8 protein-coding genes and 1 pseudogene are annotated in these 12836 nt (G+C 70.6%); 4 read left to right on the top strand and 5 right to left on the bottom strand.

All coding sequences use genetic code 11. The features are described 5' to 3' along the window. Positions 1-2996 (bottom strand): nSTAND1 domain-containing NTPase (locus tag CCN39_RS04490; protein ID WP_143263943.1); only part of this gene is annotated, 2996 nt, incomplete at its 3' end. Between the two features lie 814 nt (positions 2997-3810). Between CCN39_RS04490 and CCN39_RS52755 the strand changes: the two genes are divergently transcribed. After that, positions 3811-4110: a hypothetical protein gene (locus CCN39_RS52755; RefSeq protein WP_208630137.1), complete on the top strand. Its 300-nt coding sequence runs from the start codon at positions 3811-3813 to the stop codon at positions 4108-4110. A gap of 155 nt (positions 4111-4265) precedes the next feature. Here CCN39_RS52755 and CCN39_RS04480 read toward each other — a convergent pair. Both CCN39_RS04480 and CCN39_RS04475 read right to left on the bottom strand, forming a co-directional pair. Beyond that, a pseudogene (locus CCN39_RS04480) lies at positions 4266-4556 on the bottom strand (transposase); the annotation flags it as partial. An 89-nt stretch (positions 4557-4645) separates the two neighbouring features. Next, positions 4646-5101 (bottom strand): hypothetical protein, encoded by a 456-nt coding sequence (locus CCN39_RS04475; RefSeq protein ID WP_086838628.1) that lies wholly within the window; start codon positions 5099-5101, stop codon positions 4646-4648. A 180-nt stretch (positions 5102-5281) separates the two neighbouring features. Here CCN39_RS04475 and CCN39_RS04470 point away from each other — a divergent pair, with 180 nt between their 5' ends. Together CCN39_RS04470 and CCN39_RS04465 are read left to right on the top strand one after the other, a co-directional pair. Further along, positions 5282-8050 carry an AfsR/SARP family transcriptional regulator gene (locus CCN39_RS04470; RefSeq protein ID WP_244210614.1) on the top strand — a complete coding sequence of 923 codons (2769 nt, stop codon included), beginning with the start codon at positions 5282-5284 and terminating at the stop codon, positions 8048-8050. A 224-nt stretch (positions 8051-8274) separates the two neighbouring features. Continuing rightward, a complete protein-coding gene (locus tag CCN39_RS04465) occupies positions 8275-9372 on the top strand; it encodes a hypothetical protein (protein WP_143263942.1) in 1098 nt (365 codons plus the stop codon). A gap of 397 nt (positions 9373-9769) precedes the next feature. Here CCN39_RS04465 and CCN39_RS04460 read toward each other — a convergent pair whose 3' ends face one another. Then, positions 9770-10561, bottom strand: a complete 792-nt coding sequence (locus tag CCN39_RS04460) for a hypothetical protein (protein ID WP_086838623.1) — start codon at positions 10559-10561, stop codon at positions 9770-9772. A gap of 272 nt (positions 10562-10833) precedes the next feature. Continuing rightward, the gene (locus CCN39_RS04455; protein WP_244210613.1) at positions 10834-11436 is read right to left on the bottom strand and encodes a TetR/AcrR family transcriptional regulator; all 603 of its coding nucleotides are present in this window, start codon (positions 11434-11436) and stop codon (positions 10834-10836) included. A 111-nt stretch (positions 11437-11547) separates the two neighbouring features. Here CCN39_RS04455 and CCN39_RS04450 point away from each other — a divergent pair, with 111 nt between their 5' ends. After that, positions 11548-12825, top strand: a complete 1278-nt coding sequence (locus tag CCN39_RS04450; RefSeq protein WP_086838620.1) for an alpha/beta fold hydrolase — start codon at positions 11548-11550, stop codon at positions 12823-12825. The last annotated feature ends 11 nt before the right edge of the window (positions 12826-12836 follow it).

Here is a 12836-nt window from a genome sequence, read left to right as displayed (position 1 = left end):
CCTGCGAGTTCGGCGGCCTGCCGGGGCGGCCGCGTGGTCATGTCCCACAGGTACGTGGTACCCGACATGCCTTGGACCGCTGCTGTCCGCCCGTCCTGGCTGCGTGTCACCCCGGCGACCTCGCTCTTCGGTGGCATCGGCAGCGACCCGGCCGCCGCCGGGTGGGCGGAGTCGGAGACGTTCCAGAACTTGACGTTCTTCGCGTCGGCACCGGCGATGAGCGTTTCGCCGGAGAATTCCACCGACGGCATCTCGCCGCGCATGCCGTCCAAGGTGAATCCGGCGAGGTCGACCAGGCGGACCTCGTCGCCCGCGATGACCGCCCACCGGCCGTCCCGGCTGAACGACACCGAATCCACGAGTCCTTCGTTGAACTCCAAGGCGCGGACCTCGCGCGGATGTGCCAGGTCTCCGATGTCCCACAGGCGCGGCGCGTCGCTCCGTGACCAGGTGATCAGCGAGTGCCCGTCCGGGCCGAACACCGCGGCGCTGCCCTCGCCCGGCAGGAGCGTCAGCTCCTTGCGGTGCCGGGGATCGCTGATGTCCCAGAGCCGGATGGTCTCGCCGTTGCCGGTGGCGAGCGTCTTGCCGTCCACGCTGATCGCGACGCTCTTCACCTGGTCGGGATCGGCCACCGGTGCCTCCAGCGGCCGTGGGCCGGCCGGGTCCGAGACGTCCCAGAGCAAGGCGCCACCGGCTGCCGGTGCGACCGCAAGCAGACGGCGGTCGGGACCGAAGACCGGCAGCCCGTTGCCGGGGATCGGCGCGAACTTCACCGGCTTGCGCGGATCGGCGACGTTCCACAACGTGACCTGGTCACCCGCTCCGAACACGCCCGTGTTCCGCGTGGTGAGGATCGAGCCGGTCCAGGTGACTCCCTCGCCGTCGATCGTCGCCACCAGCGCGGCGTGGGCCGGATCGGCGATCGACCACAGCTGGGTTTTCCCGGCCAGCTCGCCAACGGTGGCGAGGAACCTGCCGTCCGGGCTGATGGCGAGGCTGACCACCGCGTCTTCATGGCCGATTTTGGCCAGCTCCCGCGGATGCTCGGGCGACGAGAAATCCCAGAGCCGCGCAGTCTTGTCCTGGCCCCCGGTCGCCAGCAGCCTGCCGTCCGCACTCACCGCCGTGGCGACCACGGGCCTGCCGTGCCCATCCAGGCGTCCGGCGTACGGCGTGGAGAACGCGCTCAGCAGCGAGCCGGCGGTGTCCGCGTTGGCCGCTAGCCGGTAGGCGGCAAGCCGCAACTGGGCCGCCAGCACCGGATCGGTGGACTGCAGTGAATCGGCCCGGCTGACGATGTTCAGCGCGACGGCGACGTTGCGCTGGTCCGCCGCGGTTCGCTGGGCTTTCCAGGCGACCACCGTGGTGGTGGCCGCGACCAGCACCAGAACGCAGAGCACGGCGATGACCTGCCGGGACCGCCGGAGCCGGCGGCGATCCGCCGCCGAGCTCGAATCCAGGAAGGCTCGTTCGACAGGCGTTGCCGCCCGCTCGTTGCCCGTCAGCCAGTCGCGCGCGGCCTGGAGGCGGACGCCGCGGTACAAGGCCTCCTTGTCGCGGCCGAGCCGTTGCCAGTCGAGTGCGGCTTCGGTGAGCTGACGGTGGATGCGCAGCCCTTCGCGGTCTTCGCCGAGCCAGTCCCGCAGTCTCGGCCAGTGCCGGATCAGTGCTTCGTGCGCCAGTTCGACGCCGTGCCGTCCGACGGTCAGCAACCGGGCACGCACGAACCGGTCCAGCACGACGCCACTGGCCGGGCCGAGACTGTCGAGTTCGTTCGGTCGCAGCCTGCGCCTGCTGTCCTCGGTGCTGTCGCCCACCACGACGAGCCGCAGGAACAGGTTCCTGGCCGCTGCCCGCTGCTCCTCGTCGAGCCCGGCGTAGACGTCCTCCGCGCTGCGGGCCAGCGCGTGCTGGATACCGCCGGACTTCTCGTACCCGGCGAGCGTGAGGGCCATCCCGCTGCGGCGCCGCCAGGTCTCCAGCAGCGCGTGCGACACCAGCGGCAGCACGGCGGGTTGCCCAGCGGTGTCGGCGATCAACCTCGACACGAGTGCGGACTCGACGCTGAGGTCCGCGGCGGCGGCGGGCCGCACCACCGCCTGCCTCAGCTCCTCGGTGGTCATCGCACCGACCATGACCTGCGCGTCCTTGAGCGCCGCCACCAGCAGTGGGTACTGGCCGCACCGGCCGTAGAAGTCCGCCCGGATGCCGAGCACCACCCGGATGCGGCTGCCGTCGGCCTGGGCTGCGGACACGAGCGCGGCGATGAACCGTTCCCGCTCGCCCGGGTCCTCACACTGGGTGAAGGTCTCTTCGAACTGGTCGACCACGAAGACCAGGTCGACATCGTCCGGTTCGTTCGCCAACGCCCGCAGGACATGCGTGTGGAGGTGCTCCGGCTCGGCCTCCAGGTCCGCGCGTACCCCTTCCGCCGGCTCGCCGGACAACGCGGACAACGCCGCGGCGCACGCTTCGAACGGATGGGCGCCCGGTACCAGCACCGCCACGGGACGGTGGGCCAGCTTTGCCGCCAAGCCCGCCCGCAACAGCGACGACTTCCCCGTCCCGGACGCACCGAACACGCCGAGAAAACGGCGTTTACCGACCTGTTCGACCAGCTCGGCGACCAGTCCGTCCCGGCCGAAGAACCGTCCCGCGTCCGCGATCTCGAACGCGGCGAGCCCGGCGTAGGGCGCGGTCGCGTCCGTGCCCGTCCGGGGAGTGGCGGACAGTTCCTCGGCGGCTTCACGCCACCGCTGTTCCCATTCCTCGACGTCGCCTTCGCAGGCCCGCACGAACGCCAGTGTCACCGCCAGGCTGGGTAGCCTGCGCCCGCCCGCCGCGTCGGCCAGCACCGACGTCGAGTAGTGCGCGCGGGTACTGAGCTCCCGGTAAGTCGGTTTGCCCGCTTTGTCCCGCAGCTGGCGCAGCCCCGCAGCGAACCGCGTGAGCTTGTCGTCGGTTTCGGCCAGCGGCCGCTCTTGGCGTGGCATCGACTCCCCCACCCCTCCCCAGGTCAGTTGCTCATTGTCTTGACGTTGTTGTCCGGCGTCCAGCCCTCGGCGCCGGACAACCCGCCGGCACTACACCGATGGTTGACACCCACCGCCGAGGGGGCGCTGGGAGTCGGCCAAGCGTCGGCGACAGGAGAATCGCGATGGAATCAAGTCCGCCCGAAGTCCTCGGGCTGGGGCTGGCGCACCCGGCCTCCGCGGAGGTTCGCGCGAGCCCGGACTGCCCGAACAACGGGTTCCAGACAGTCGTGAAAGCGCACCGGTGACAGCCACCAACGGCGTGAGGTGGTTCGCTGTTGCACTGGCGGTGGTCCTCGCACAGCCGGCCGTCGCCGTCTCCCAGACGGTCACGGCCGGAAGTCCCAGCGAGCTGACGAGTACGGTTCGAGCGGTCCGCAAGTTCGAGACACGAGTCCGGGTTCACTGCGCGCCCGTCGTCGGCTCACCGAGCCGTGCTTTCGCCTGTCACGCGATGCCGGCGCCCGCTGTGAGTACCGTCGTCTATCTCGACATGCCCTCCCACCTGGCCACCACGCCGGTCTCTGGCCACACGGCAGGCACCACGCGCTGATCGGATGAGCGCGCCGTCATGAACGGCAACAAGGCGACAACCACCACTGCCCGCCCCGACCACCTCCCATCAAGACCACGTGTCATCACCGGGCTGCCAGCGCGATCGTCGCCCAGACCCTCGGCGAACGGTCTTCACCGGCTTGGCCCGCCACAGCCTGGCCTGCACCCGCCTGGCGATCATCGCGACCACCGAGGCCGGGCACGGCCCACCGCCGGCATCGTGCGGCTGCGCCTCGTCCCCGAAGAGATCGTCGGCGGGCAGTCCCTGCAGCTGCAGCTCGGCGCGATGTCCGCGACGCCGACGCTACCGAGCGCCGGCCGCGCCATGGTCCGCATCCAGGGGCCGCTCGACCCGGACGCGGTCCTGACCGCGGTGCTCGACGGCGGTCGCGGCCCCGGCGAACGGGGCTGGCTGGCCCTGGGGCGAACCACGGCAACCGGCCACCGCAGCACCCGCGCCGACCTGCCGGCGCGCTCATCCTCCTCCTCGGCCTCCAAGCTCGGCGAGTCCGGCACCTGACTGCCGACCATCTCACGCAGAACGGAGACGACACCCACCTAACCGCCGGCCGTCACCCGATGCTGCTGCCGCGGCGCCCTGCTCCAGAACCTGACCTTCCGGCCACCGGCCCCACTGATGATCCCCACCGACCGAACACGCCCCGCTGGTTGTTCCCCGGCAGCGTCCCCGGACAGCCCAGCGACGGACATCACCCGGTCGAGGAGCTTGTCCCAGGTGCCGTCCTTGGTCCACAGCCGCAGCCGTTCATGCGCGGTCTTCCAAGGTCCGTAGCGTTCGGGCAGGTCACACCACGGGGCGCCGGTGCGCAGCTTCCACAAGATCGCGTTGATGACCTAGCGGTGATCACGCCACCGACGCCCACTGCCTTGCCGCGGTGGCAGCAACGGCTCGATCACCGCCCACGCCTTGTCCGTCAGCTCACCGCGGCCAACCACCGAGCACAACTATCAGAGGTCCAGCTCAACCGCTTACAGGACACGCCCTAGCCGGACCGCCCGCCGGGTAGCTGCCCGGCGGGCGGCCCGGTGCCGGGTCAGCAGTCGTTGCCGTGGCTCCAGCCGACTTCGACGTAGACGCGGGAGCCGTCGACGTCGTCTACCCCGCCGCCCCACTTGACGCAGGTGGTGGGCGCGTACAGCGCGCCCGTCCAGACCCGGTTGGTGGCGTCACCGCTCTTGATCAGGCACTTGCCGTCGTTCTTCCGGCACACGAACGTGCTCGCGTTGGTGAGCACGCCGACCGCCACGCGCTTCGTGGTGGCCGCGCAGTTGTAGCCGTTGCCGTAGTACAGCGTCACGACTCCGTAGTTCTCGCCGAAAGGGCTGATGAGGTCCTGGTGGTCGATGAGGGTCCACCCGGCGCCGCCGCAGGTTGTCGTGGGCGCCGAAAGGGCGGTCGAGGCCTGCGCAGCCGGGCTCGCGGCGAGCGCGCAGGTCAGGGCCGCGGCCGCGGCCACGCCCATCGCCATGGTCCGAACCTTCGACATCATGGGTCCCTCCTTGGGTGTGCACGGTGCTGGGCCGGAAAAGGTCTCCGGCCGGGCTTTGTCGGCCCGATCGTGCCGAGGGGTTCGTCAGGAATTCTGTACGCGAAGTTGAATCCCCTGGTCAGCGGCACCCGGACGCAGGAGCGAGCTGGGTACCCTGAAGGGACCGCCGGGGGAAGCGTGGTGAGGGGGCAGCGCGTGGTCACGTCGGTGCGCTTGCTGGGCGAGGTGGCCGTCCTCGTCGACGGATGTCCGGTGGATCTCGGCACACCGAGGCAGCGATGCATCCTCGCAGTGCTGGCGCTCGAAGCGGGCCAGGTGGTGGCTACGGACCGATTGGTCGAACGGGTCTGGGGCGCCGATGTCACGCCGCGGACGCGGACCACCTTGCACGGCTACATCTCCCGGTTGCGGGCGGCACTGGCCGGCGCGCACGGGATCGCACTCCTGCGCCGCTCCGGCGGCTACGTCCTGGTAACCGATCCCCGGCTGTCCACGGTCGACCTGCACCGGTTCCGCGAGCTGCACGCGAAGGCCCGGTCCGACGGACGAAAGGCCCTGACATCGCTCACCGACGCGCTGGAGCTGTGGCAAGGAGAGGCGCTGACCGGACTGGCCGGGGAGTGGGCCGAGGCCGAACGCGAGCGGCTCGAGCGGGAACGGCCGGCCGCCTGGCAGGACCTTGTGGACACCAGGCTCCGGCTGGGGATCGGAGCGGACCTGGTGGCCGAGCTGGCGGCTCGCACCGGAGCGCATCCACTGGACGAACGGCTGGCGGGCCAGTACATGCTGGCGCTGCACCAGGCCGGGCGCACTGCCGACGCGCTGGAGCACTACCGGCGGGTGCGCGTGCGGCTGGTCGAGGAGCTGGGTGCCGATCCCGGCGCCGCGCTGCAGGACCGCCACCGGCAGATCCTGACCGCACGCCCGTCCGGAACCGGCACCTCCCCGCCTGCGGCCTCCGGCTCGGGCGTGCCGCGCGAGCTCCTCGCCGCACCTGCCTCGTTCGTGGGCCGTCAGGAAGAGCTGCACCGGCTGGACGCGGCCATGGACGCGGCGAGGTCAGGCGGCACGCCGATGCTCTCGGCCATCACCGGCGCGGGCGGGCTCGGCAAGACCTGGCTGGCCCGGCGGTGGGCGCACCACCGTCTCGACCGGTTCCCCGACGGCCAGCTGTTCGTCGACCTGCGCGGGTACAGCCCCGACAACCGGCCGATGGCGCCCGCCACCGCGCTTCGCGGGTTCCTCACCGCCTTGGGCGTCGAAGCGGGTTCGATGCCGCCCGAGACGCTTGGCCGGTCCGCGCTGTTCCGCAGCTTGACCGCCGGCCGGCGGATCCTGGTGGTGCTGGACAACGCCGCCGGCACCGACCAGGTCGTGCCGCTCCTGCCCGGCGGTGGGTCGTGCGCCGTCGTCGTGACCAGCCGCAACCAGCTCGCGGGCCTGGTCATCGGGCACGACGCGCTCCGTGTCCCGCTGCACGTGCTCTCCGACGGCGAGGCTCGCGGTCTGCTGGGCGCCCGGCTCGGCACGACCCGGGTCGAGGCCGAGCACACGGCGGTCGACGAGCTGGTCGGCCTGTGCGGCGGCCTGCCGCTTGCGTTGAGCGTGATCGCGGGCCGCGCCGGGACACCACTGTCCGCCGCGGTCTCCGAGCTGCGCGAGTCGGGGCTCGACGGTTTGGCCGACGACGATCCGTCCGCCAGCCTGCCCGCCGTGCTCTCCTGGTCGTACCGCGCGCTGACCGAGGAGCAAGCCACCGCGTTCGGGGTGCTGGCCGGCACGCCCGGCCCGGATACCGGCCTGCCCGCCGCGGCGAACTTGACCGGACTGGCCCCGGCCCGTGCCAAGGCAGTGCTACGGAGCCTGGAACAGGCGTCGCTGCTCGAATATGCGAACGGCCGGTATCGGATGCACGACCTGGTCCGCGCCTACGCCGCGCGGCAGCTCCCCGCCGGCGTGCGGGACACGGCTGTGGGACGGGTGCTCGATTTCTACGCGCACACCGCCCACGCTGCCGGCCTGGCGCTGGACGCCCACCGCGGAACCGCCGGACTCTCCCCGCCCGCGCCCGGCACGCACGTCCACACCTTGCCCGACGCCCCGGCGGCGATGGCCTGGTTCGAGGCCGAGCACGCCACGCTGCTCGCCGCCCGGCACACCGCGGTCCTTCGCGGCGACCACCACACCGTGTGGTGGCTCGCGTTGTCGTCGGATACCTTCCACCAACGGCAAGGCCACCGCCACGACCGCCTCGCCGGGTGGCGGGCCGCCGCGCACGCCGCGGCGCAGCTGTCCTCTCCCACACCCCAGCTCGTCGCCCACCGGTACCTCGGCCGCGCCTGCGTTTCCCTGGCACTGCACGAAGAAGCGATCGACCACCTGCACCACGCCATCGCCCTCGCCGAAGAGCACGACGACCCGTACGAGCTGGGCCACGCCCACCAGTCACTCGCCCAGGCGCTGGAGCTGCGCGATCTCAGCTCAGCACTGGACCACGCCACCCAGGCCCTGCGGCTCTTCCACGACCTCGGGCTGCCGTTGTGCCGAGCCCACGGGCACAACGCTGTGGGGTGGTACACCGCCCGTCTTGGCGACCACGACACCGCCCGCGGCCACTTCGACGCCGCCCTGGCGCTGCACCGGGACCAGCGCAACCCCGCGGGCGAAGCGAACAGCCTCGACCGGCTCGGCTACCTCGAGTACGAAGCCGGCCACCACGAATCGGCCATCCGTAACTTCGGAGAGGCGCTTGCGCTGCGCCGCGCCCTCGGCAACGTCTCCGAGTCCGCCGCCACGCTCGACCACCTCGGTCCGCCGCACCTCGCACTCGGCCGGCACGACGAAGCCCGCGCAGTGTGGCAAGAGGCCCAGCAGCTGTACCGGCGACAAGGACGCGAAGAGGAGGTCGAACTAATACAGCGTCACCTCGGCGATATGGGCACATGTTGACAGCGGCAGAGGAAGGAAGCCGGGCAATACGGGAATGACGCGTTCGCGCGGGGAGCCGGCATCCAACCGACACAGACAACGCGACTCGCTCACAAGGGCCCGTGCCGAGCGGACCGTTCACGTCGGGCTTGTAGGGTCGCATCCATGCTTCCAAGTTCTCGACCGGGTTGCTCGAAGGATGGGGTCGACCGCTGTTGACCAGGCGCAACAACAGGTTCTGGCGCGTGGTTCCGTCGCTGCTGGTCTTCACGCTCGTCGGCGCATCGGCGATCGCCGCCTACGTTCTGTACCGCGGGGGCGTTCCAGGCTCACCTGTCGGCCCGCCAAGCCTCGCCCAAGTTCCTTCGGAAGTGAAGGTATTCCTGCCCGATGGAATGCACTCCTGGGTAACAACTCACGCCACGCCCTTCGTCGGGTCGAGTAGCGCCGAAATCGATCTCCTCCTGGAGGTGTGGGGAGCCGATCGACCTGAAGAAGCACTGGTTGTGGTCGAAGCGTCCGGAAGTGCTAGGGCCTCGCATCTGGTCCCGCGGCAGTTCCGGAGCTTCCAGCACGGCTTGCAAGACGCTCCTGTCGTGCGCGGCTCCGCGACCAACGACGAAGCCACTGTCTCTGTGGTTCAACTGCCGTCCGTCAACGCCTCGAAGAAGTACTTTCGAGGCGAGATCGCGCTGGAGCGGCTCGAATATCCGCTCTGGGTTCGAGACAATGCTCGCATCATCGTGCAGACCCCGCTGCTCAGTCCGATGAGGCCGTGCCCGTTCCTGAAAGGAGCTTCCGCCGCAGAGGTGGCGGCCAATGATCTGACGGGGTGGGAAGCACGGAAGACCGAGTGTTCCGAGGTCCCCGACAAGCAGATCATCCGGTTCCAGCTGCTTCACAACGATGCGGCGGATCTGAAGCTCGACTTCGTCAGCTCTCCGCCGGCGACAACCAACCCGGTGTCCTGGAGCGCCGACAAAGCACTGAACGTGCGGGCGAACCTCACGTCGATCACGGGGGAAGCCAACGCCCAACGGGCTCTCTTCCTGGCCGGCGCGCTGGCCGGTCTCTCCGGCGGTTTGGTCCCCTTCCTGTTCGAGATGCTGTCTCGGGCGTTTGCCAGGAGCCGGGAGCCGGAAAGCTCGCCTGGCGACCACTCCGGGCCGCAAGAACAACCAGCTCATGCCGCTGCCGGCGAGCCGGAATCCGCCAGTGCGCCTGGACGTCCGATCGAGCGGGATGGCAGCTCAGCCGGCGTCGTGCTCCTGTTGGTCATCCTGTCCGCGGCGATAGCATTCGTTCGCAGGAGGCGTTCATCAGGGCGCAACGGCCCGAAATAGATGGAGGCGGGCCGGTGGTGATGAGGCAGTCCAGCGGCCGGGCATATGGCGTTCGAACGTTCCCCGCCCCCTGAGATCGCTGGGGCGACGATGGCGCCGCTGACCAACCCCAGCTCCAGGTCGCTGATCAGGGCCAGTGGCGCGAACCGGCACCACCACCACCGCGACACCCCAGGTTAGCCACCCCCGCCAGACTCCTGACCACCGCGAATCCCACCGGAGGCCCACCTAGGCCACCGACGCACACCGGTCCGTGACGTGCCGTTAGTGCGGCTCCACGCTGCGGTCCTGCACTCGGGTGAGCGTGTCGACGACGGGCCCGTCGATCGCGGGCGACACCACCGGCCGAGGTCGGTCTCACCCCACCTGATCCCGGGCCCGTCCCGGTCGTGCGGGACTACGCCGGGTTCTCCGCGACGGCGAGGTAGTCCGTGTAGATCTGCGGCGAGCCCGAGAACGAGGCCAGCTGCTTCCACTCCTCGTACATCTGCTTGGTGTCGCGGTGGGCGGCCGCGAACTCCGCGGCCTCGCCGGTGGCGATGTCGGGCTCGGGGTAGAAGACGTCCAGCGCGTCCAGGCTCGCGATCTCCATCATCATCACGTACTGGTCGAGGCGGTTGCCCCGCTCGCCCTTGAGCACGTGGAACCGCCAGTCCGGGTAGTCGTCGATCCGGTGGTGGTTCTCGGCGATGAAGCGGTCGAACATCTCCTCGGTCACACCGGCGCGCAATGCCAGGTTGTGGATCCCGATGACCCGGGCGACGGGCTCCTCCCCCGGGCGGTCGCGGTAGCGGGGGCCGGGCGTGACCGTGCTCCGCGGATTGTCGGCCAGCAGCCGGTAGTCGGTGAACAACGTCGGCAGCTCACCGAACGTGCCCAGCCGCCGCCACCGCGCCAGCACCGCCTCCGCCTCGGGGTGCCGCGCCCAGAACTCCCGGGCCGGCTCGGTCTGCTCACCCCGGGCCGTGACGTAGCGGTCGCGCTGCTCGGCGCTCTCGATCTCGTACAACATCAGGTACTGCCCGGTCCGCTCTCCGCGCAACCCGCGCAGCAGAGTCCACCGCCACCCCGGGTACAAGGGCAGGTGAACGCCTTCACCACGCACGAAGGTCTCGAACTCCTCCGGCGTGACACCAGCCTCCGTGTCGATGGCGATGTACTGGAAGGTGAACACCGACGAGCGTCCCATTGCGCGTCCAATCCTCGGGCCGGGAACGGGATCGCGCGTCCGGCAGGCACGACTCCCCGCACCACATCCTGCCCGTTCGAGATCAACGGGGCCGCGAGCCCTCCCCGCTGGACGCGATCCGACGGGTCCCACCGTCTGTGACGATCAACCAGCGTCAGCGCTACCAGGAACAACGTGGTGCGGTGGTGCATAGGGCGTTATACAGCCAGCTGGCTCTCCCGGCCCTCGGCGCCCTCACCGGCCAGCGCGCCGATGTGCCACCCGGAAGCCGGTCAGCAGGGCGTCCTCGCCCTCTCGCCGAGAGCGGCTTTGGTGAGCGTCGCCGCAGTGTGGACCACACTGCGGACGGCTTCTTCGGGCGGCAGGCGATGGAGATCGGTGAGCCCGAACAGCGCCTCGGCACTCATGACGACTGCGAGATCCCGCTTCAGCTGAGCCAATCCGGACGCGTCGAGGTCGCTCAGGTCGGCCGGCGGCGCGAGAGCCTCGTTGATGAGACCGAAGCGCAGGCCAGGACGCCCGGCGGTGTCGGCGGGCCGGGTGATGGTCGCCGCGATCATCGCGCGGACCGCGCTCTCGTGCGTCAGCACGTGACGCAGCAAGTGTTCCGTCGCGGCCGCGACGCGAGCGACGGGATCGGCGGAGTCCGCGAGCGGAGCCAGCGCCTCCGCCGGGTCGAACAGCGTCCCCGCGACAGCTTCGCGCAGCAGGCTCGCCAGGTCCGGGAAGTAGCGGTAGGCCGTCGCCTCGGACACCTCCGCCGCTTTCGCGACCTCGGGCATCGTCACCGAGCGGCCGCCCCGGACGAGCTCGGTGGCGGCCGCCACGATCGCGTTGCGCGTCCGCCGCTTTTGGTTGACCCGTCCGCCGTCCACCTTCGCCACCTCTCGTAGTTGAGCTGACTCTCATCATAAGAGTCCACTTGCACGAAGGCTAGATGAGGGTCTACCTTCCTCATGAAAGTTAACTCTCATGAATGGTGGAACATGACACGCATCGCGATCGTCGGCCCCGAGGACGGCGAGCTCACCCTCACCGGCCCGATCCAGCTGCGGATCCTCGAGGACGGCAGCACCACCGGCCACCGGCTGGGCCTGGGCGAGATCGTCGTCGCCCCGCACACGGCCGGCCCGCCCCAGCACCGGCACGCCCAGCACGACGAGGGCTTCTACGTCGTCCGTGGCACGGCCCGCTTCACCGTGGGCGAGGAAACCCACGACGCCCCCGCCGGAACCCTCGTCATGGTGCCGCCGGGCGCGCCGCACACCTTCGCCAACCCGGGCGACGAACCCGCGGTCATCCTCAACACCTTCACGCCGGACCTGTACGTCCAGTACTTCCGCGACCTTCGCGCGTTCGCCGAGAAGGCGGGGCGGCCCGCGCAGGGCGCCGAGATCACCGAAATCATGGCCCGCTACCACACCGAACCGGCCACCACGTACGCCGGCGAGACGCCGGTGGCCGAGCCGGAAACCACGGACGTCCGCCTCGACGACGTGGTGCTGCGGGTGGAGGACCGCGGCGCCGGGCGGCCGGTCCTGTTGTTGCACGGCGGAGCGGGCCCGGCGTCGGTCGCCGGCCTGGCCGCCGTGCTCGCCGCGCGCGGGGCGAGGGTGCTCACGCCGGTCATCCCCGGCTTCGACGGCACCCCGGCCGCCGACACCGATGTGCCGGGTCTCGCCCGGATTTTCCGCCGGCTGCTCGAGGAGCTCGGCCTGCCCGACGTCCTCGTCGCCGGAAACTCGGTCGGGGGATGGATCGCGGCGCAGATGGGCGTCGACGAGCAGGCGGCCCGCGACGCCGGCGAAGCGCGCCGCGTCGGCCGGCTCGTGCTGCTGGACCCCGTCGGGATCACCGTCGACGGCCACCCGATCATGGACCTCTCGACGGTGCCGCCGGACAAGCTGGCCGACTTCGTCTTCCACGCCCCCGACCGCTTCCGGATGGACCCCGCCCTGCTGCCGCCGGAGCGCCTCGCCGCGATGCAGGGCAACGCCGCGGCCCTGACCCGCTACGCCGGCGACCCGTACATGCACGATCCCGCGCTGCGTGCCCGGCTCGAATCGGTGCGCTTGCCCGTGCGGGTCGTCTGGGGCGAAAGCGACGGAATCGCCGACCTGTCCTACGGCCGCGCGTACGCGGCGGCCTTCGCCGGGGAAAACGACGAAGGCGCCGAGTTCACGGTGGTCCGCGAGGCGGGCCACCAGCCACAGCTCGAGCAGCCGGACCGGATCGCCGGCCTCGTCCTCGGTTCCCTGGCCTGAGCGGAGCGAAC

The sequence above is a fragment of the Amycolatopsis kentuckyensis genome (assembly GCF_002155975.1).
Taxonomy (GTDB): Bacteria; Actinomycetota; Actinomycetes; order Mycobacteriales; family Pseudonocardiaceae; genus Amycolatopsis; species Amycolatopsis kentuckyensis.
Note: the sequence above shows the minus strand (reverse complement) of the source record. Positions and strands in the feature narration are given on the sequence as shown.

Coding starts and splice junctions, on each gene's coding strand:
- CCN39_RS04460 (WP_086838623.1), bottom strand. CDS start 10,561: ATGGGACGCTCGTCGGTGTTCACCTTCCAGTACATCGCCATCGACACG.
- CCN39_RS04475 (WP_086838628.1), bottom strand. CDS start 5,101: ATGATGTCGAAGGTTCGGACCATGGCGATGGGCGTGGCCGCGGCCGCG.
- CCN39_RS04450 (WP_086838620.1), top strand. CDS start 11,548: ATGACACGCATCGCGATCGTCGGCCCCGAGGACGGCGAGCTCACCCTC.